The organism is Lactobacillus sp. WILCCON 0059 (genome assembly GCF_057197985.1).
In genome coordinates this window covers 2,165,033-2,183,929 of the sequence record NZ_JBUBHN010000001.1, presented here as the reverse complement: position 1 = coordinate 2,183,929, position 18,897 = coordinate 2,165,033, and the positions used below count along the sequence as shown (strand labels likewise).

20 protein-coding genes are annotated in these 18,897 nt (G+C 51.5%); 17 read left to right on the top strand and 3 right to left on the bottom strand.

Features of this window, described 5'->3' with window-relative positions; all coding sequences use genetic code 11:
* Positions 1-109: 109 nt before the first annotated feature.
* Positions 110-1,648, top strand: coding sequence for an L-lactate permease (locus ACYVUT_RS10255; protein WP_439774924.1), 1,539 nt, complete (start codon positions 110-112; stop codon positions 1,646-1,648).
* Positions 1,649-1,767: 119 nt separating this feature from the next.
* Complete coding sequence (locus ACYVUT_RS10250; RefSeq protein WP_439774925.1) at positions 1,768-2,994, top strand: lactate oxidase; 1,227 nt, start codon at positions 1,768-1,770, stop codon at positions 2,992-2,994.
* Between the two features lie 69 nt (positions 2,995-3,063).
* Here ACYVUT_RS10250 and pepF read toward each other — a convergent pair whose 3' ends face one another.
* Positions 3,064-4,866 carry an oligoendopeptidase F gene (gene pepF / locus ACYVUT_RS10245; protein ID WP_484502001.1) on the bottom strand — a complete coding sequence of 601 codons (1,803 nt, stop codon included), beginning with the start codon at positions 4,864-4,866 and terminating at the stop codon, positions 3,064-3,066.
* A 178-nt stretch (positions 4,867-5,044) separates the two neighbouring features.
* On the opposite strand from pepF, the gene ACYVUT_RS10240 reads away from it, so the two are divergent.
* The 11 genes from ACYVUT_RS10240 to ACYVUT_RS10190 all read left to right on the top strand — a co-directional run bounded on the left by ACYVUT_RS10240 (position 5,045) and on the right by ACYVUT_RS10190 (position 15,474).
* Complete coding sequence (locus ACYVUT_RS10240) at positions 5,045-6,184, top strand: LCP family glycopolymer transferase (RefSeq protein WP_484502000.1); 1,140 nt, start codon at positions 5,045-5,047, stop codon at positions 6,182-6,184.
* A 146-nt stretch (positions 6,185-6,330) separates the two neighbouring features.
* Complete coding sequence (locus tag ACYVUT_RS10235; RefSeq protein WP_201330044.1) at positions 6,331-6,474, top strand: hypothetical protein; 144 nt, start codon at positions 6,331-6,333, stop codon at positions 6,472-6,474.
* Between the two features lie 2 nt (positions 6,475-6,476).
* Positions 6,477-8,966: a class III lanthionine synthetase LanKC gene (gene lanKC, locus ACYVUT_RS10230; RefSeq protein ID WP_484500798.1), complete on the top strand. Its 2,490-nt coding sequence runs from the start codon at positions 6,477-6,479 to the stop codon at positions 8,964-8,966.
* Positions 8,967-9,214: 248 nt separating this feature from the next.
* Complete coding sequence (locus ACYVUT_RS10225; RefSeq protein WP_484498871.1) at positions 9,215-10,558, top strand: sensor histidine kinase; 1,344 nt, start codon at positions 9,215-9,217, stop codon at positions 10,556-10,558.
* Complete coding sequence (locus ACYVUT_RS10220) at positions 10,555-11,322, top strand: response regulator (RefSeq protein ID WP_484500909.1); 768 nt, start codon at positions 10,555-10,557, stop codon at positions 11,320-11,322. Before ACYVUT_RS10225 ends, ACYVUT_RS10220 begins: the two co-directional genes overlap by 4 nt.
* Positions 11,323-11,342: 20 nt before the next feature.
* On the top strand, positions 11,343-11,714 hold the full coding sequence (locus tag ACYVUT_RS10215; protein ID WP_439774930.1) for a hypothetical protein: 372 nt from the start codon (positions 11,343-11,345) through the stop codon (positions 11,712-11,714).
* Between the two features lie 112 nt (positions 11,715-11,826).
* The gene (locus ACYVUT_RS10210) at positions 11,827-12,204 is read left to right on the top strand and encodes a hypothetical protein (protein WP_296227260.1); all 378 of its coding nucleotides are present in this window, start codon (positions 11,827-11,829) and stop codon (positions 12,202-12,204) included.
* A gap of 14 nt (positions 12,205-12,218) precedes the next feature.
* The gene (locus tag ACYVUT_RS10205; RefSeq protein ID WP_439774931.1) at positions 12,219-13,763 is read left to right on the top strand and encodes an ABC-F family ATP-binding cassette domain-containing protein; all 1,545 of its coding nucleotides are present in this window, start codon (positions 12,219-12,221) and stop codon (positions 13,761-13,763) included.
* A gap of 53 nt (positions 13,764-13,816) precedes the next feature.
* On the top strand, positions 13,817-14,572 hold the full coding sequence (locus ACYVUT_RS10200) for a threonine/serine exporter family protein (protein WP_484500908.1): 756 nt from the start codon (positions 13,817-13,819) through the stop codon (positions 14,570-14,572).
* Between the two features lie 2 nt (positions 14,573-14,574).
* The gene (locus ACYVUT_RS10195; RefSeq protein WP_439774932.1) at positions 14,575-15,066 is read left to right on the top strand and encodes a threonine/serine exporter family protein; all 492 of its coding nucleotides are present in this window, start codon (positions 14,575-14,577) and stop codon (positions 15,064-15,066) included.
* A 276-nt stretch (positions 15,067-15,342) separates the two neighbouring features.
* A complete protein-coding gene (locus tag ACYVUT_RS10190; protein WP_484498874.1) occupies positions 15,343-15,474 on the top strand; it encodes a prevent-host-death family antitoxin in 132 nt (43 codons plus the stop codon).
* Positions 15,475-15,529: 55 nt separating this feature from the next.
* Here the strand turns inward: ACYVUT_RS10190 and ACYVUT_RS10185 are convergent, their stop codons facing one another.
* Positions 15,530-15,964, bottom strand: a complete 435-nt coding sequence (locus ACYVUT_RS10185) for a hypothetical protein (RefSeq protein ID WP_484498875.1) — start codon at positions 15,962-15,964, stop codon at positions 15,530-15,532.
* 120 nt (positions 15,965-16,084) lie between these two features.
* Complete coding sequence (locus ACYVUT_RS10180) at positions 16,085-16,522, bottom strand: cupin domain-containing protein (RefSeq protein ID WP_439774935.1); 438 nt, start codon at positions 16,520-16,522, stop codon at positions 16,085-16,087.
* 177 nt (positions 16,523-16,699) lie between these two features.
* On the opposite strand from ACYVUT_RS10180, the gene ACYVUT_RS10175 reads away from it, so the two are divergent.
* From ACYVUT_RS10175 to ACYVUT_RS10160, 4 genes are all read left to right on the top strand, one after another.
* Positions 16,700-17,197 (top strand): hypothetical protein, encoded by a 498-nt coding sequence (locus ACYVUT_RS10175; protein WP_439774936.1) that lies wholly within the window; start codon positions 16,700-16,702, stop codon positions 17,195-17,197.
* Between the two features lie 2 nt (positions 17,198-17,199).
* Positions 17,200-17,394, top strand: a complete 195-nt coding sequence (locus tag ACYVUT_RS10170; protein ID WP_439774937.1) for a helix-turn-helix transcriptional regulator — start codon at positions 17,200-17,202, stop codon at positions 17,392-17,394.
* A gap of 318 nt (positions 17,395-17,712) precedes the next feature.
* Positions 17,713-18,228 (top strand): hypothetical protein, encoded by a 516-nt coding sequence (locus ACYVUT_RS10165; protein ID WP_484500797.1) that lies wholly within the window; start codon positions 17,713-17,715, stop codon positions 18,226-18,228.
* A 2-nt stretch (positions 18,229-18,230) separates the two neighbouring features.
* Positions 18,231-18,857, top strand: a complete 627-nt coding sequence (locus ACYVUT_RS10160) for an LVIS_2131 family protein (protein ID WP_484500796.1) — start codon at positions 18,231-18,233, stop codon at positions 18,855-18,857.
* Positions 18,858-18,897 lie beyond the last annotated feature (40 nt).

The window sequence follows — 18,897 nt, the reverse complement described above, 5'->3', positions numbered from 1 at the left end:
AGCACGGACGTTGATATATCAAGGCTTTAAATCAATATTCACATGAATTTTTAAGCGCTTTCATGTACAATAATCTTTGTGGAAAATACTTATAGAAGGAGCTACATGAATGTGGGTTAAATTCATTTTTGCCTTGATCCCGATCGTCTGGCTGATCGTCTCTCTGACAGCCTTGAAGATGCCTGCGGCCAAGGCAGCCGTTATTTCTCTTATCCTGGCAATCATTCTGGCCATTACGGCCTTCCAGCTGCCAGTCGTTGATACTTTGACCGGGACTTTGGAAGGGATCCTGGGCGGCCTGTTCCCGATTGTCTACATCATCGTGGCCGCCATGTTCACCTCCAAGGTAACTTTTAAATCCGGCGCCATGCAAAAAATCCAGGACATGCTCTGTGGTCTGACGACCGACAAGCGGGTCCTGGTCCTCTTGATCGCCTGGGGCTTCGGGGGCTTCCTAGAAGCCATCGCCGGCTTCGGGACTGCTGTTGCCATCCCGGCCAGCATCTTGATGACCTTCGGGATCGACCCGATTGAAGCTTCCGTTATCTGCCTGGTGGCTAACACCACGCCAACTGCCTTCGGGGCGGTCGGCCTGCCAGTCATTACCTTGGCCCAGACTGCCGGCCTGGACGTGATGAACACGGCCTTCGTGGTTTCTCTGCAGCTGAGCGTCTTGATCCTGGTCATCCCTTACATCCTGGTCGGCCTGGTTGGCGGGGGCGCCAAGGCCATCAAGGGGGTAGGCTTCATTACCTTCATGTCCGGTCTGGCCTTTGCCTTGCCGCAGATCCTGGTTGCCAAGTACGTTGGGGCGGAACTGCCAGCCATCGCTGGTTCCATCATCTGCATCCTAGTCACGGCCTTTTTAGCCAAAAAGCACAAGGATGCTCCGGAATACGCGGCTTCAACTGAAAAAATCGCCAAGCACTCAGCTGGCGAACTGCTCCAGGCCTGCGCGCCATTCATTCTGGTTTTCGTCTTCGTTTTGGCCGCTTCCTCCCTGTTCCCAGCCGTTAACAGCCTGCTCAACTCCGCGACTGTCAAATTCCAGGTTTACACTGGCAAAAATGCTGGTCAGTTCAGCCTCAACTGGCTGTCTTCACCAGGGACTTTGATCTTGGTTGCCACCTTTATCGGGGCCTTGATCCAGGGCTTGAGCGTTAAGGAAACTTTTGGCATCCTCTGGGACCTGATTAAAGGAATCGGCAAGACGGCGGTAACTATTTCCGCTATCGTGGCCCTGGCTAAGGTCATGGGCTACGCCGGCATGACTAGCGCCATCGCGGTCGTTCTGGTCAAGATCATGGGTCCGGTTTACCCATTGATCGCGCCAATCATTGGTGCTTTAGGTACTTTCGTGACCGGGTCAGACACCAGTTCAAACATCCTTTTCGCCAAATTGCAAGCCTCAGCAGCCCAAAGCCTGGGCGTGAACCAGACTTGGGTCGTGGCCAACAACATGGTCGGGGCCACTGCCGGGAAGATGATTTCCCCGCAGTCCATCACGGTTGCGTCTACGGCTATCGGCCAGGAAGGCAGTGAAGGCACGATTTTGAAGCAGGCCTTCAAGTGGTGCGGGATCTACACCGCCATCATCTGCGTCTTCCTGTACGTGGTCGGCTTGGCCACGGGGCAATTGCACTTTTAATTTTTTAAGCTGATCCTAAAAAGTAAAAGATTGGCCCAAAAGTAAGCGATTAATGCTATGATAAATCTTGTAAGTAAACAGTAATTGATAGTAATTTTTAAATGATTGAGGAGATTTCCATGACACATTACATCAAGGGCTTCCCGCAAAGCGAAGCAGATGAAGACTTAAAATTCGTTAACGTCGATGAGCTTGAAGAAAGAGCCAAGGAAGTAATGCCGGAAGGGGCTTACTACTACGTGGCTTCAGGTTCAGAATACGAATGGACTTGGAGAAACAACACTACTGCCTTCAACCACTACCAAATCGTTCCCCGGGCCTTGACTGGGATGGACAACCCGTCAACTGAAACTGAATTTTTGGGCATGAAGCTGAAGACGCCGATCATGATCTCACCAATTGCTTGTCATGGGATCTCCCACGCTGATGCTGAAGTAGCGACCCAAAAGGGTGCTGCTTTGGCCGGGGCCATGTTCACTTCCAGCACTTACGGCAACAAGCCGGTTGAAGAAATCGCCGCTGCCGCGCCAGATGCTCCGCGGATGTTCCAGCTTTACCTGTCAAAGAACTGGGACTTCAACAAGATGGTCTTTGACGCCATCAACGCGGCCGGCTACAAGGCCATCCTTTTGACGGTTGACGCTTTGGTATCAGGCTACCGGGAAGCCAACCTGCGGACCAACTTTGCCTTCCCGGTACCGCTTGACTTCTTCACCCGTTTCCAAGGTGCCAAGGGTGAAGGGCAAACCGTTGCGCAAATGTACGCTTCCAGCGCCCAGAACATCGGCCCGGACGACATCAAGCGGATTAAGGAAATGTCCGGCTTGCCAGTTATCGTCAAGGGGGTCAACTGTGCTGAAGACGTTGAAGTTGCTTTGACTGCCGGCGCGGACGGCGTTTACGTGACTAACCACGGTGGCCGGGAAATCGATGGTGCTCCGGCAACTATCGACGTATTGCCAGAAGTCGTTGAAGCAGTCAACGGCCGCTGCCCGGTTATCTTCGACGGTGGCGTTCGCCGGGGTTCCCATGTCTTCAAGGCTTTGGCTTTGGGTGCTGACCTGGTCGGCATTGGCCGTCCTTACCTTTACGGCCTGGCTTTGGGTGGCCCGCACGGGGTTGCTTCAGTCATCAACGAATTGAACGATGAATTGAAGATCGACATGCAACTGACTGGCTGCAAGACGATTGAAGACGTTAAGCACGCCCGCTTGACTGACTTCCAGTACGCTGGCGACACCAAGCCATCCAGCACTGACCCGCGGGTGCGCAAGCCATACCCAGTTACCGCGGCTAACCAAATCAAGGCTGAACCAGACGCGGCTACTGGTGCTTCACACCACTAAGATTGAACATGTATCAAATTTAACAGCAAAAAACGAAGTTGCTCTCTTTGAGCAGCTTCGTTTTGCTTTCTATAATTTTTTGATCAAGTCAGTAAATTCGTCCAGTCTTTCTTCGAAGACCTTGAAGGCATCTTCCAGGTAGTCGGACTTGGTCATGTCGACGCCGGCCTTTTGCATGATGTTGATCGGGTAGTCGCTGGAGCCGGACTTGAGGAAGTCCAGGTACTTCTCCTTGTCTTCCTGGCTGCCGTAAGTAATCTTGTTAGCCAGGGCAGTCGCCGCGGCAAAGCCGGTCGCGTACTGGTAGACGTAGAAGTTGTAATAGAAGTGGGGGATCCGGGCCCATTCCAGGTCGATGTCGCTGCCCAGGCTGATCGCCGGGCCGTAGTACTGCTGGTTGAGCCGGTCGTAGAAGCCGCACAGGTAGTCAGCCGTCAAGGCTTCACCCGCCTGGTCGCTTTCGTGGATGAACTTCTCGAATTCCGCGAACTGGGTCTGCCGGTAGATCGTTCCCTTAAAGGAGCTCAAGTAGTAGTTGAGCAGGAAAGCCCGGGTCTTTGGATCCGTCACCCGGTCCAGGAAGTAGTTGGTCAGCAGGTTTTCATTGGTCGTTGAGGCGATTTCCGCGACAAAAATCGGATAGTCCCCGTACACGTATGGCTGGTTTTCCCGGGTGTACATGCTGTGGACGGAGTGGCCGGTTTCATGGACCAGGGTGTAGAGGGAATCCAGGTCTCCCTGCCAGTTCAAGAGCTCATAGGCGTCGGTGTCATAAGCCCCGCCGGAGTAGGCTCCGCTTTGCTTGTGCATGTTGGCTACGTAGTCGATGCAGCGGTTGTTGAAGAGGTAGTCGACGTGCTTGACATAGTCCTCACCCAGAACCTGCAGGGCCTCTCTTGCCTGGGCCTTGGCTTCATCGAAAGTATAGCTGAGGCTTGGCTTGCCCGTGATTGGCACGTACATGTCCCACATTTGCAGGTCGCCTTTAAGGTCCAGGATCTCTTCTCTTAAGTTGACATAGCGGTGCAGAAGGTCCAGGTGCTTGTGAACGCTGGTCAAAAGCTGGTTGTAGACTTCGACAGGGATGTTGTTTTCAGACAGAGCCGCGGCCAAGGCGTCCTGGTAGTGGTGGGTCTGGGCGTCAAAGTTGTGGGCCTTGACATTGCCGGCCAAGGTGGAGGCAAAAGTTGACGCAAACTGGCCATAGCCAGCGTAAAGGGCGTCAAAGGCATCCTCTCTGACTTCCCGGTTTTGGGACTGGATCAAGATGTCGTAGTTGGCTTCCGTCAGTTCCACTGCTTCCCCGTCTTCATCTTCAATGTAAGGGAATTGCAGGTCAGAGTTGGTCAAGACATTGAAGGTGTTGGCTGAAGCTGACAGGGCATCCCCGGCCGCCGATACCAGCTTCTCCTCTTCAGCTGGCAAAACGTGTTCTTCCTGCTTGACGATCTGTTCCAAGTAGTGCCGGTAGTTTTCCAGCCTTGGCTCTTCCTTGAAAAAGGCGTCCAGGGCCTCTTTCCCCAAGGCTAAAACAGCCGGCTGGATGAAGGCAACAGCGGCCTGGTATTCAGCAGCCAGGCTCTGGCCGCGGGAATTGAGGGCCAAGTTCTTTTGGTTGCTGGTGTCGACGTCGCTGGCCATGCTGGCATAGACGTAGATCTTGGACAAGCGGCGGTCAACGGCGAAAATCTGGGTCAAGCGGTCATAGAGGACAGACGCGCTTTCCGTGAAGCCGTCTTCCAGGTCCGGCAGGGCCTTGACTTCCTGCTTGACTGCCTTAAAGGCGGACTCCCAGTCCGCCTCAGTCTTGAAGACCCGGGTCAAGTCCCAGGTCTGCTCTTTGGGAACCTCGCTGCGATAAGGGATTTCCATACAAGTACCTCTTCTTTTTCACATTACTTTACGTTCTATTTTACGATACTTGATATTCTACTCTCAAAGCGGCTTTTTGCCAAAAAAATAAGATAGTCTAAATATTCCCCCGTCTGGTTTATTAAACGGCTTTTTAATGAGAAAATAAACAATAGCAAATTACTAAAGGGGTCAATCCATGGAAGAGCAACACAGTAGAAGACAACAGAAAATATTTCGCAATGTGACGCTCGTCCAGGCCGGCCTTTTGAAAAAATCCCGCCGCCCCGTGCCAACGATTATCGGTCTCTTAGTGACCTTTGTCGTTATGATCGCGGCGACTTGGGGGGCGCATGCCTACTTCTCCCTGCATTCAGCCCTGGTGAGCATGAACGGCAATAACGGCAATACCGCGACTAGCGCCCGGATCGCGGCCAAGAAGCCGATCTCGATTTTGGTTTTAGGGGTCGACCAGGGGCTGGAAGGGCGGCATGATCAAGGGAATTCAGACACCATCATCCTGGTGACCGTCAACCCGACGACCAAGAAGGCGACCATGACCTCGATTCCCCGGGACACCTTGACGGAGATTCTGGGTGAAACGAGCAGCCAGAGCTATTACATGTTCAAGGTCAATTCCGCCTATCAGTTTGGCGGCAGCAGCGGGTCAGTCAAGACGGTTTCGGCCATGCTCAACGTGCCGATCAACTATTATGTGGAAGTTAACATGAAGGCCTTGAAGAGCCTGGTCAACGCTTTAGGTGGGGTCGACGTCAACGTGCCTTTCAGCTTCAGCTATGACTGGTGTGACTTCCATAAGGGCAAGCAGCACCTGGACGGCCGCCACGCCATCGCTTATGCTCGGATGCGCTATGACGACCCCCGGGGGGACTACGGCCGGCAAATGCGCCAGCGGCAGATCATCCAGGCCGTGGTCAAGAAGGGCCTGTCCGTCAACGGTTTAGCCAACTACCAGAAGCTGCTCAAGGTTTTTGCCAAGTACGTCAAGACTAACTTGACTTTTGGCGACATGACCAGCCTGGCCATCAACTACAGAAGCGCGGCAAGCAACATCTCCAGCGGCTACATCCAGGGCCACGACGCGACGATTTCCGGGACCAGCTTCCAGATCGCGTCAACTGAAGAACTGCAGAAGTGGTCCAACAAGCTGAGAAAGAGCCTGGGGCTGCCGACGCAGACCTTGACCAACCAGGAAACCCGGCAGAACAGTCTGAACGAGACTTACAACGGGGTCGACTTCTCCAGCAATGAGACCATCACCAACTACACGATTTATGAAGCCAACTCAATTACGCCAAGAAGCAGTGATTCTTGGTAGGAAGTGGAAAAAAGACAGCAAATCATGCCTCTAGCTCAGCTAGGGGTATTTTTTTGCGCTTATGAGCCTTTTTTGCCCGATAATGACTTCTTGAAAAAAATAAGAGGGAAGGCACTAAACTAATAGGCAAAAGGAGGCAGGGAAAAATGGAAAACCTGATTGAAGAAGTTTTGAATTTGCAGCTGAAGAAGGCAAAGAAGGATAAAAATGGTGACGTCCGCCGCAGCTTGATTTGCTTTCACACCATTTATGGCAGCTTCTACGGCTTTTTTGACAACTTGTTCAAGTAAAAATGAAGTACGCGATCGAGGACTATGTGCCCTTTCTCTTGGCTGAAAAGAGCAGCTTTTTTGAAGACGCGGCGCCTAAAATGCAGCCTTGTCAAGTAACTAAGCCAGCAGCTTGGCAGACCTGGAGTGACCGCCACTGGACCTATATGTTGGCGCCTGGCGAGCTGCCGGCGCAGGGGTGGAAGATCCACTTGTCAGCCGGATACAAGGACGAAGGAGAGCTTTTAAGGGCAGCAGCTGACTATCTTTTTAAGCAAAAAATCAGCTTCAAGTTCACGGTCAGCCGGGGCGAATGGATCGTCAAAAACTCCAAAAACGCTGACCGGACTGAGTCGGGCAAGTTTATCACGGCTTATCCAAAGGATACGGAGCAGTTCAAGCAGGCCGCGGCTGACTTGGCGGCTTTAACGAGTGAGTATGATTTAGGGCCCTATATCCTGTCTGACAAGCGGTATAAAAGAAGCAATGTCTATTACCGCTATGGAGCCTTTAAGGAGCTCCGCGATGAGGCAGGCAACTATTGCATAAGGGACGAGCAAGGTCAGTTAGTGCCAGACCAGCGTCTGCCTTATTACCAGCAGCCAGATTTTGTGTCAGATCCTTTTCCAGCTGAAAAAAGGGCAGGCCGCGGCGATTTTTCCCGCTTGAGTCAGTACAATATTTCGTCAGCCTTGCTTTTTAGCAATGCCGGCGGGATTTACCTGGGGCAAAAATCCGGGCAGAAGTACTTGATCAAGGAAGGCCGGCAGGGAGCCGGGATCGACGCGAACCTGCGGGATGGCTTCAGCCGGATCAAGCATGAAGCAGAGCTCTTAAGGCAGCTGCAAGACTCCCCATATGTCATTAAGCTGCGGGATTCTTTCCAGGTTTGGATTCATTATTATCTGGTCGAGGACTATCTGCCAGCAGAAAACTTGGACCAGCTGATCAAGGAAAAGTATCCTTTCCAGCAAGATCATGGCCGCTATCTGAAAATGGTAAAAAAGCTGGCCAAGCAGCTGTTTGCGGCGGTAGAGGACATCCACCAGCGAGGGATAGCCATTGGTGACTTGCAGCCAGGCAATGTTCTTTTGGGCAAAAAGGGACCGGTATTGATTGATTTTGAACAGGCAGGGCCACTTGATCAGACTTATGAACCAGGCTTGTCCACGCCAGGTTTCAGCGACCTGCAGGCCAAAACCATGGGCCAGCAGGATTGGTTATCTTTATACAAAATGATTGAATACACCCTTTTGCCGGTCATCGACGTCAGTCATTTGGCCAAAAAGCCGGAAGTAAGCGAAGCAGTTAGGCAGGAAAATCTGGACCCGGCAGCGGGAGATTTTTTGCGGAAATTCAAAAGAGAGTGTTTTGAAAAAGCTGACCTAACTTTGCCAAAGTTGCCAGCGGTAGAGCAGAAGTCTCTGGACCAGTTGATTGCGGGCATCAAGAGAGGGATCGACGCGAATATCGATTGGACAAGTCAGCGTTTGATCAAGGGCGATATTGCCCAGTTTATTGAGCCGGCAGGGATGCTGAATATTGAAAATGGAGCGCTGGGCCTGGGCCTTGTCTTGTCCGCTTTGCCGGAAGACCGGGAGCCTTTTAAAAAGTGGTGCTTGAAAAATCAAAAGGCAATTTGCCAGGCAAGTGAAATGGATCATGGCCTCTTTACCGGCGCGGCCGGGATGGGGGCAGTCTTGTATTCAGAAGTTGACCAGGAATTAGGCAAAAAGCTGATCGATGGAATTGAAGTTGATCAGATGAAAGACTTGTCGCTAGAGAGCGGCCTGGCGGGGATAGGTCTGGCCAAATTGTCCCTGCAGCTGCTTGAACCAGATGAGGCTAGAAAGCAGGAGCTGGTAAAAATTGCCCAAGAGCTATTAGCTGGCTATGATGCTTGGGAGGAAGCTGGCTTGCTTACTGGAAAATTAGGGATGCTTCTTTATCTTGAAAAAGCTGGCAAGTACCTGGACCAGAATAACTTGCTAAAAGCTGCAGAAGAAAGGCTGAGTACTTTTTTAGAGCAGGAAGTCAGTCAAATAAAAGGCGGAACTTTTTTAAAAGGGGAAGTCAATGGCGAGGAAAGCTATCTGCCCTATCTTAATTCGGGTTCCTGTGGCTTGCTCCTGGTCCTGCTGGACTTCGCGAAAGACGGGGTCAAGGTTAAAGGCGACAGCAGGATGATCAAGGGCTTGATCGCGACTAACCGGGTCAAATTAGCCTACATGAATGGCCTCTTTGACGGCTTCGCGGGACTTATGCTGGGCGACATCGCGGCAGAAAGTCTGGGTTATGAGGGCTTTTTGGAAGAAAAACTGCAGCACTTGGCCAACTACTTGGTCTTTGATGAAGACAGGATTCTGCTTCCTGGAGTCTATGGCTTGAAAAATTCCCTGGACCTGGCCACCGGTGCCGTTGGACTTTTGGCCATCTTGCTGGGCGCCAGGGACCACAATTGGGGCAAGTGGCTGCCAGTCATTGGGAATGAAAGGTTCTTGTTTGCGGATTAGAAAAGAGGTGAAAGAAGATGCAAAACAGTAATCAGGATATTTTAGGCTTACAAGGCTTAGATCCAACGGTTAGCTTTATTAAGAGAAAGAGTCATAAGCGAGGTAGTACTTACAAGATTTCACTCATTTGCTGGAACAGAATTAAGGCAATTTTTGGTTAATATTAAGGCATAAAGGCGCAACTCAGTTGCGCTTTTTGTTGTATCATGAGGACTGAAAAGGGAACGAAGCGAAAACAGGATGGATAGATGATTTTATTGTATCTGCTTGATGCCGGCACCATGATGCTGGCGCCTATGATTGATATTGCCTGCTTTTTGCGGCTGCTTGACCAGCGGCTAGTTAGCCGCCGAGCTTGGACCATGTTTTTTGGCATCTGGCTCATTGGTGTGATTGACGGGATCACAATTGAGTCGGTTCCGTCCTATTTCATTGACCTGCAATTAAAAATCTTTGAGCTGACCCTCTTGGTTTTAACCCAGATCAAAGGCAAAAAGGTCAAGCAGGCAGTAAGCGCGGCCTTAATTATTGGTATTATTGGTTTGCTAGAAGACATCATAGTAAATATCATCAGCTGGTCTTTTCCGGAAACTCTTGCGGCCAGCTTGTGGATTGATCTTGGTCTCCTGCTGGCTGGCTTTTTGCTCGCTTGGCCGCTTTTGCCAAAAATCCGCAAATATATCAGCGACGTCCGCTATCAGACGAACTGCTTGTTTCTGCTGTCCTACCTGTATGTCTCGACAATTTTTGCCTACGTCGTCGGGATGCAGGTGAAGAAGATGTCGGTTGGCCTGGCGATCCTCTTGGGCATCTTGGCCGTTCAAGGCATCTATGCCGTGCTCAGCTTTAGTCTCAGTATCAAAAATCAGACCGCCCTTTTAAACGAAGCAGAAGAGCGGCACCTGCAAGCGCAGAACCGCCAGCTCTATGAGTCCAACCAGCAGCTGAAGAGCTACGCGGCTTCTTTGGAGCAGGATGAGGACCGCCTCCGCCGCTTCAAGCACGACTACCGCAATATTCTGAGCAGCCTCAAGCTGGCAGCGGCCCAAAACGACTCCCAGCAGCTTTTGGAGAAGCTGAATGAGTACTCAAGGGAAAACTTTGATGAGCATGCCTTGGCCAAGTTTCAAGATGTCAACCATATCCATGACGATTTGCTTAAAAGCATCGTGATTACCAAATTGTCGAAAATCTACGATCAAGGGATTCCCTACCGCTTCAGCTGCCAGAAGGACATCGACCACCTGCCTTTGGTCTCTGAAATGGAAAAAATGGACCTGGTCCGGGTCATCGGGATTTCTTTTGACAATGCTATTGAGGCCAGCAACGGCCTAAAAGGCGGCCGGATTGAAGCTATGTTCTACCAAGAAAACGGCGATTTCGAATTTGTCATCAAAAACAAGACCGCCGATATCCCATCTCCGCGGATTTTTGAGCCAGGCTACACGAGTAAGGACCAGCATGCCGGCCTGGGCTTAAGCAACGCCTTGGAGATCGTGAACAAGTATGCCGGGCAAATGATCGTTGATATAGATACGACAGGCAACACTTTTACATTTAGTCTGATGGTTCTGAAGGAGGGAGAAAAATAAAGTATCCAGTTTTTATCTGCGACGATGAGCCAGACCAGATCGATTTGGTCAAGGACTGCATCAAGCGGGCGCAGATTATTTTAAGCGATGAAGAAGAGCTGGACTTTGCTGTCGTCAAGGCGGCAGGCAGCTACGATGAGGCCCTGGATTTTTTGACCAAAAAGCCGCTCGCGTCCGGCATATATTTTTTGGATATTGAAATCGGCAAGAAGCTGGACGAGCAAAACGGCCTGGACTTGGGCGAGATCATCAAGAAGCAGGACCCCAAGGCCCAGCTGATTTTTGTGACCAGTCACCAGGACATGGCTTTCCTGACCTTCCAAAGACGGCTGGGGGCCAGCAATTTTATCGTCAAAAACGGCAACGTGGACGATTTGCGCCGGGATGTCACTTATTCCCTGGAGCAGGCGGTGGACGCGATCGCCAAGTACCGCTATATCCAGAAAAACACCTTCAGCTACAGATTCGGCCATGACGTCAGAAACATGAGCATGGGAGATGTGGTTTACGTGGAGACGACGTCGGTTCCCCACAAGCTTCGCCTGGTCAAGACGACCGGCTGGGCGGAATTCATCGGCAAGCTGAAGGAACTGCCAGAGAAGTACCCGGCCCTGGTGCAGGTCAGCGAATCCTGCGTCATCAACCCCGCCAACGTTAAAGAAGTGGATTTGAAGGAGAAAAAGCTGACCTTCATCACTGGCGACGTCCAATATTTTTCGGTAAGAAACAGCCGGAAGGTCCGCCAGCTTTTTCAAGAGAAATAGTGATAAGGAGCTGCTCAAAAATGGACACTGGCCAGACCAAAGTTGATGAGACTTTTTATAATGGAGACTTACAAGATGAACCCGAAGTTGATTTTTCCTATGGCAGAACTAAACTGCGGGTTTGGGAGGGATTTGTGGAAGACCTTTTTGAATATCCTAAAATTCCTAAGTCAGAATGGGGAAAAATGAGCCGTGACTATTTCTTTGAGCAAGGCCCTTGGGCAGAAGAGCCTGACTGCTACGTGGACGCGGAAGAGTATTACAATGACTTGCTGAATTATCGCAAGAAGAAATTCCGCTTTGACCAGTCCCGGCAGCTTTGTGACCGGCTCATTGAAATGTTTGCCCAAGCTGCCCAAAAGCATGACAAGGTAAAGATTGTGGTTGAATAAGAGGGTCCAGGGATTCTGGATCCCTCTTATTTTTTCCTTTTCAGCAATAATTTTCCTACTAACCAGGGGGCAAAATACGTTAAGATAGTTGATAGAATTAGGAGGGATTTTCGTGAAAAAACGCTACTATCCATACATCTATGGCGGAATCGCCGGCGTAATGACTTTCATCGCCATGTTCTACATCTGCCGGCACTCTTTCGCCTTGACCAATACCCAGTCCCTGGTCTGGGGCATCATCGGCGCCATCCTGGTCTTCGTGAGCTCGTCTTACACCGAATACGCCATTGCCGAAATCCAGCGGATCTCTGACAAGTACCACCTGGATGAGGAATTCCTCTCCGGCTTGACCAAGCTCAGTCCCAGCTACTTCCGGGTGGCTGACGACCACCTGCACTTGACCGCTCCGCGCTATCTTTGGCCGCGGATCCTCAAGACCTTGCAGAAGTACGACCGTGAGCGCAAGCAGGCGGAAGACTTCCACCTGTAAGAAAGGAAAAAATTTTGAGTTTACTGACCGTCAGCGGCTTGACCCAGGGCTTTGCGGAAAAGACCCTCTATGAAGACGCCAATTTTGTTTTAAACAAGGAAGACCACATGGGGGTCACCGGCCAAAATGGGGTCGGCAAGTCCACCTTGATCAAAATCCTGACCGGGGAAATCCTCCCCGATGAAGGGAGCGTCAAGTGGCAAAACAAGCTCTCCGTCGGCTACCTGGACCAGTACGCCAAACTGACGCCCGGCCTGACCATGCGGGACTTTTTAAAAACTGCCTTTGACCAGCTCTACCAAGATGAAGCCCGGTTGAACCAGCTCTACATCGACTACAGCGAAAGCGGCGATGAGGCCCTGTTGACCAAAGCAGGCCGTTTGCAGACCTACCTGGAAGAAAACAACTTCTACGACCTGGACACTGAAATCGACCGGGTGGCCAGTGGCTTGGGCCTGGCCGAACTGGGCTTTGACCGGGACGTCTCCAAGCTTTCCGGGGGCCAGCGGTCCAAGCTGATCCTGGCCAAGCTCCTCTTAGAGCAGCCCCAGGTCTTGGTCCTGGACGAACCAACCAACTACTTAGACGTCGGCCACATCGACTGGCTGGTCGACTACCTGAATGATTTTACCGGTGCTTTTATCGTCGTCAGCCACGACTATGACTTTTTGGGCCGGATCACCAACTGTATTATCGACATCGACTTCGGGACCATTACCCGCTATACCGGGACCTTAAAGCAGGCCATGCGGCAAAAGGAAGCCAACCGGCAGACCTACCTGAAGGCCTATGCCAACCAGCAGCGGCAGATTGCCAAGACTGAAGCCTATATCAGAAAAAACAAGGCCGGCACCCGGGCCAAAAGCGCCCGGTCCCGGCAAAAGCAGCTGGACAGGATGGAAATTTTGACGCCTCCGCAAAACGGCAAGAAGGCTAAATTTGACTTCCCATACGTTGAAACAGCCTCCAACTTGCTTTTGCAAACGCAGGACCTGGTGATCGGCTATGACCAGGCTTTGGTTAAGGAAGCCTTCAACTTCTCCGTAGGCAATGGGGAAAAGGTGGCCATCACCGGTTTTAACGGGATCGGCAAGACCACTTTGCTTAAGACCCTCTTGGGGCAGATTCCGCCTATCTACGGGGGCTTTGACCTGTCGGCCACGGCTAAGCTGGCCTACTTTAAGCAGGATTTGACTTGGCCCAACCAGAATATGACTCCTCTGCAGTACTTAGAGAGTGAATTTGACCAGAAGAAGCCCAAGGAACTCCGCCAGGCTTTAGCCCGGATGGGGCTGACGGCCCAGTTGGTCATGAGTCCTTTGAAGGAACTGTCCGGGGGCGAGCAGGAAAAGGTGAAGCTGGCTAAGATGCAGTTTGAGCCGGCCAACCTGCTTTTCCTTGACGAACCGACCAACCACCTGGACAATGAAACTAAGGACAGCCTGAGAAAGGCCATCGTCAACTTCCCAGGCGGGGTCATTGTCGTCAGTCACGAACGGGACTTCTTCAGAGGTGACTGGGTCGACAAGGTCGTCGATATTGAAGCCATGAATAATTGATTTAGCTGCCTTTAGGCAGGCTCGCGGTGAAAAAAATGAGCACAGACGCGTACATGAAAAGAGTCGTTCATACTTGTTTGAAGGCTGGCCGCCTCATGCTGGCCGGCGGTAGCGAAATGTACCGGGTGGAGGACACCATGCGCAGGATCGCCATCAACGCCGGCATCAAGGAGGTCAACGTTTTTGCCATGCCAACCGGCCTCTTCGTCAGCCTGGATGATGGGGAATGCAGCACGGTGACGGAACTGGAAACCGTGAAGAAGCGGGCCATCAACCTGGAACTGGTTGACCGGGTCAATGAGTTCTCCCGGGAATTCGCTGACAAGCGGATTGACCTGGAGGAGCTGGAAGAGAAGCTGAGAGAAGTCGAGGAGCAGACCCCGACCTTTCCTTTATGGCTGCAGGTCATCGGGGCCGGGATCTTGAGTGCCACCTTGATGGTCCTCTTTTTGGACGTCTATGACTGGGTCGACTTCCCGGTTGCCGGCCTGATCGGGGCCAGCGGCTATTTGATGGACTCCTGGCTTAAGGGCCACACCAAGGTCCGCTTTTTGGCCGAACTGATCGCGGCCATGGAGATGGGCCTGCTCACCATTATCATCAGCCGGATTTTCCCGGCCTGCAACGTGAACAATATTTTGATCGGGGCCTTGATGACTCTGGTGCCAGGGCTGGCCTTGACCAACGCCTTGAGAGACCTCTTCATGGGCGACTGGGTGTCAGGGATCGTGCGCATGTGTGAGGCGGCGATGACGGCGATTGCCCTGGGCGGCGGCGTCGGGATCATGATTAGATTTTTAGGAGCATAGTCATGCTGGGGATGCAGGTTAGTTTCAACATCTGGGACGTCTTGATCAACTTGGTCTTTTCATATATTGCCACGGTGGGCTTTGCCTTGACGGTGAATATTCCCCACCGGGTGATTCACTGGAGCGGGATCTGCGGCTGCGCGGGCTGGATGGTCTACTGGCTGGTGACGGAGGCCTCTGGCGGGCGGATGATTTCCAACACTCTGGGCGCTTTTGCCGTGGGCTTGGTCGCTGTTGTTTTGGCCAAGTGGAAAAAGTGTCCCGTCACCTTGTTCAGTGTCCCGGGCCTGGTGCCGCTGGTGCCGGGGGCGCCGGCTTACATGGTGGTCAGGCGGCTAATTGACGGCAAGTATATCGCTGCCCAGCAGATGATGATGCGGGTGGCTATCGTGACAGTGTCAATCGCTTTGGGCTTCTTGCTGTCGACCCTGTTTCAAGAAGCCTGGAACAAGTACATCAAGCGGCTCAAGCTGCGGGAGAAGCTGGGCAAGTAGCTTTACAAGGATTGGGAAAGAGCGTATAATCGAATATCGACGAGTCGAGGAAAACGCAAAGGTGCGTATTTTTGAGATAGAGGGCATCAGGCCTTTGGCCAGACGCGGGAAGCGTCGATGCTGACACACCCTTGATGTGAACGAGAAGGAGTCACATTTGCCGTTTGGCAAGTGCCTTGAGTAAGAAAGCCGCTAGAAGCAAGTACGCTTCTGGCGGCTTTTTTGTTGGTTTTGGGTAAAAAATGAAGTAGGATAGCAGCAGGGGAGGGATGCCTTATGGATTCAGAAAAAGAACAAAAGGAATCCCTGGACTACGCGTTTGCCAGGGACAAGTTGATCCGGCAGGGACTTTTGCCGGAGGACCCAATAGTTAAAGCAGATGATGCTTACTGGGAACAATTTAAATAGATGAGCAGACGAAAAATGGAGCAGGGCCAACCTTGCTCCATTTTGTTATTTGCTGTCATTTTACGCTATAACTGCTTTCCTCTTGTCCAATCGAGTCAGAAACAGTGACCTTCCAGCCTATCCCGCTCCGGCGGACAGTGACTTCCTTGTAGTAGGGGAGGTCGGCATCGCCCTTGTCTATCTTCTTGCCGGATTTGGCGAAGAGGGCCTGGTTCTTTTTAACTGTCCGCTTGGTTGAGAAGCTGCTGACATAAGTGGTCCCCATGCCGAAATGGCTGTCGGCCTTGACCTGGTTTAAATAGTAGATGTCGCTATAGCCGTGCTTGGGCAGGGTTTTGTTCAGAACTTCAGTTACCACGCCTTCTTGGGTTGACTTGTAGATCTCGTTGGCCGTAAACAAGACGGAGAAGAGGACAAAGAGCCAGATTGGCGAGGTCAGAATCAGCGTGATGATCTTGTGCTCATGGTAGAGCTGTTTAATTGCCTTCATTTTCTTCCTCCTAATAAAAAATACCCGACAACCATTTTCTACTTCAAATTATAGTCTCCTTATTAAAAAAATCAGCATATTCCAACAAAAAAGCACGTGAAAGATTCACGTGCTTAAAAATTATTCGTTAGACCCTTCCAGTGGCCCTTCTTGGGCGATCGCGTCGGCCTTGGTCGATTCGGTCGTGCCATGCGCGTGCTTTACCGGAGCGTACAAGCTGAAGCACTTCATCGGCTCGTCACCGGCATTGGTGACATTGTGCCAAGTGTTGTCTGGAATGAAGACAGCTTCACCAGCGTGAACAATCTTGTCCACGGTCAAGTTGTCTTTCTCCTTGCCCAGCTGCACCCGGCCAGTCCCACTGACCAGATAGATGAACTGGTCGTTGTCGTGGTGGATCTCCAGCCCGATGTCGCCGCCACCAGCAGGGATGCACATCAAGGTTACCTGGAAGTGGTCCCCCGTCCACAAAGTTTCACGATACTTCTCATTCTCTAAGGCCGCCTGCTTTAAGTCCAAAGCACATGGATCCGGTCCGTAGTCCTTGAAATCAAACATGACAATCACCTTTCTATAGATAAAAATATAATCGCTATCATTTGCTGACGACTTAAGTGTAACACTTTTCTCCACTTTGTTCAAAAAATAATGTCAAATATAGTTGACATTTTAGCTAAGATAGTTGATACTCAATGTAAAGTATATTTGACATCGGGACTTATGAAAGGAAAAATCATGACACTCTTCTTAATCTGTGCTTTGACTATCTGTTTAGCTGTCTACTTTGCCATTAAAGACCAGCAGAATCGCCAGCGGCTGGACGAACGCCAGCTTCTGCTCCGGGGGCGGGGCTACAAATACGCCTTCTGGACAGTGCTCGTCGCCAACATCCTTTACAGCCTGGCCTGCATCAATTTTGACCGGCCCCTGGCCACGCCTTTTGCATCCAGCCTGGCGACCATCATGCTGGGCGGCACGGTTCTGACTTGCTACTGCATCTTCCAGGATGCCTTCCCAGTTAAGGGCCGCTTGAGCCTGGCGGTTGCCTGGACCCTTATCTTCCTTTCCCAGCTCATGATCCAGATTGACGATCTGATGAGCGGCAGAATCGTCTACTTTAAGAATGGGGCGGCAACTGACGCGGCAGTTGGTCCGATGATCTTAGCTGCCTACCTGGCAATCGTGGGCAGTCTCTTGATCAAGGCCGTGATCGACCGCCGGGAGGAGGATTAGCCGTGAAAAATCTGCGCCTTAAAGCGGCCCGGGCAGAAAAAGACCTCTCCCAGCAGCAACTTGCCGATATCGTCGGGGTCTCCCGGCAGACCATAAGTGCTATTGAGAAAGGCAACTACAATCCGACCGTCAACCTTTGCATAGCTATCTGCCAGGCTCTTGGCAAAACCTTGAACGATCTCTTCTGGCCAGAATAGCTGGCTAATAATTCAGCTATAGCCGAAGTTTTTTTCACTGAGATCGCATGTGATTAGAGCTTCTTGAGGGTGGATATGGTAAAATAGCAGAGTAATAGAGAACTTGCCGCGCGGCAGGCTCTATTTCCCGGAGCGGCGGTGTTTTCCCCATGTTTTCGCCGCCCCGGAGGTTATAAATCAGTCGAGTGCTGGTGACAACCTACATTTCCTATTAATCCTAATGAGAACCGGCCCCCTGGCCGGCTCTTTTTTTCGCTTGCACCCGGGGACTTTTTTAGTTAATGTAGATACAGACATAAATGGACGGTGAGAGAAAAAATGCAGATCAACCTGAAAGACTTAACTAAAGCAATCGAAGAACAGACCTACCTGTCTGACATGGAGACCATCAAGTATTCCGAAGTCTCCCGGAGCAAAAAGAAGCTCAGAGAACACGCCTTGACCATGGTCCAGGAAGTGGCCACGGCCTTGAAGAAGGACCGCTTGATGCAGGTTCAGCTGGTTTTGGAAGGGAAGAACCCAATCACTTTTGCCCTGGAAACCAACATCATCAACCTGCCTTTGGCCAACTACAAGAAGCTGATCAACTTCTTTGACGAAGAAGAAGCCCAGCCAGTCAAGGTTTACTTTGAAACGGCCAGTGAATACCTGAACGCTTCCCACTTCAGAATCGACCTCTTCATGGATGGCGACGAATTAGTGGCTGACGTTGAAGGGGCAGCTGACCGCCTGGCTGACGCCATGAGCGAGAAGATCAAGCAGGTCAAGGAAGGCGAAGCAGCCGCCAAGGAAGCGGCCAAAGAAGCCAAGGCCGAGACTAAGGAAGAGGCATAATTATGTGGAGCTGGAACGTACTGGGGGTGGCCCTCTGGGTGGGAGCCATCGTTTACCTGGTCTTTATCGTGCAAAATATCCGGCGCCGGCGGCTGAAGATGATTATCCAGCGCCAGCACAAGTTTGAATGGGGCAACTCCCTGATCAGTCTGCTGGAAGTCGTCAGCTTCTGCCTTTTGGCCGGCTGGCTCTTGGCCATCAGCCTTTTTGACGACCCGAACTTGACGGATACTTCCCGGATTACTTCATCCGTGACCTACCAGCCCCTGGTCCTGCAGCCTAGCGCCAGCCAGAGCTACTATGTCAAGGTCAAGTCCACTAAGAACCGGGATTTGAACCAGCAGTACATTTTTTACGTTAAGGGTAAAAAGTACACCGTGCCCAGCCACCTGGCGACGGTATCTTATAGCAAGGACCCGATCAATGTAACGGCGGCGGCTCTGCCTTTCAGCCGTAAAGAGCTGAAAAAGGAAGATTCCCGCTACCAGCAGGCTTACGTGGCCATCTATACGGCCAAGTACAAGAATACCGCGGTTAACGGGATCGGCCTGCACGCTGGCCGCCAAGCCAAGCGCTTCTACCTGATCCGGGTCCCGGACAGTTCCTTTATTGACAAGGAAAGCAAGTAAGAATTGAAAACAAAGCAAAAATCGCCTTCTAAGTTAGAAG

Excerpts from the sequence above, each read along its gene's own strand:
- ACYVUT_RS10255 (WP_439774924.1), top strand. The coding sequence starts at position 110 with ATGTGGGTTAAATTCATTTTTGCCTTGATCCCGATCGTCTGGCTGATC.
- ACYVUT_RS10250 (WP_439774925.1), top strand. The coding sequence starts at position 1,768 with ATGACACATTACATCAAGGGCTTCCCGCAAAGCGAAGCAGATGAAGAC.
- pepF (WP_484502001.1), bottom strand. The coding sequence starts at position 4,866 with ATGGAAATCCCTTATCGCAGCGAGGTTCCCAAAGAGCAGACCTGGGAC.
- ACYVUT_RS10240 (WP_484502000.1), top strand. The coding sequence starts at position 5,045 with ATGGAAGAGCAACACAGTAGAAGACAACAGAAAATATTTCGCAATGTG.
- ACYVUT_RS10235 (WP_201330044.1), top strand. The coding sequence starts at position 6,331 with ATGGAAAACCTGATTGAAGAAGTTTTGAATTTGCAGCTGAAGAAGGCA.
- lanKC (WP_484500798.1), top strand. The coding sequence starts at position 6,477 with ATGAAGTACGCGATCGAGGACTATGTGCCCTTTCTCTTGGCTGAAAAG.
- ACYVUT_RS10225 (WP_484498871.1), top strand. The coding sequence starts at position 9,215 with ATGATTTTATTGTATCTGCTTGATGCCGGCACCATGATGCTGGCGCCT.
- ACYVUT_RS10215 (WP_439774930.1), top strand. The coding sequence starts at position 11,343 with ATGGACACTGGCCAGACCAAAGTTGATGAGACTTTTTATAATGGAGAC.
- ACYVUT_RS10200 (WP_484500908.1), top strand. The coding sequence starts at position 13,817 with ATGAAAAGAGTCGTTCATACTTGTTTGAAGGCTGGCCGCCTCATGCTG.
- ACYVUT_RS10195 (WP_439774932.1), top strand. The coding sequence starts at position 14,575 with ATGCTGGGGATGCAGGTTAGTTTCAACATCTGGGACGTCTTGATCAAC.
- ACYVUT_RS10190 (WP_484498874.1), top strand. The coding sequence starts at position 15,343 with ATGGATTCAGAAAAAGAACAAAAGGAATCCCTGGACTACGCGTTTGCC.
- ACYVUT_RS10185 (WP_484498875.1), bottom strand. The coding sequence starts at position 15,964 with ATGAAGGCAATTAAACAGCTCTACCATGAGCACAAGATCATCACGCTG.
- ACYVUT_RS10180 (WP_439774935.1), bottom strand. The coding sequence starts at position 16,522 with ATGTTTGATTTCAAGGACTACGGACCGGATCCATGTGCTTTGGACTTA.
- ACYVUT_RS10175 (WP_439774936.1), top strand. The coding sequence starts at position 16,700 with ATGACACTCTTCTTAATCTGTGCTTTGACTATCTGTTTAGCTGTCTAC.
- ACYVUT_RS10165 (WP_484500797.1), top strand. The coding sequence starts at position 17,713 with ATGCAGATCAACCTGAAAGACTTAACTAAAGCAATCGAAGAACAGACC.
- ACYVUT_RS10160 (WP_484500796.1), top strand. The coding sequence starts at position 18,231 with ATGTGGAGCTGGAACGTACTGGGGGTGGCCCTCTGGGTGGGAGCCATC.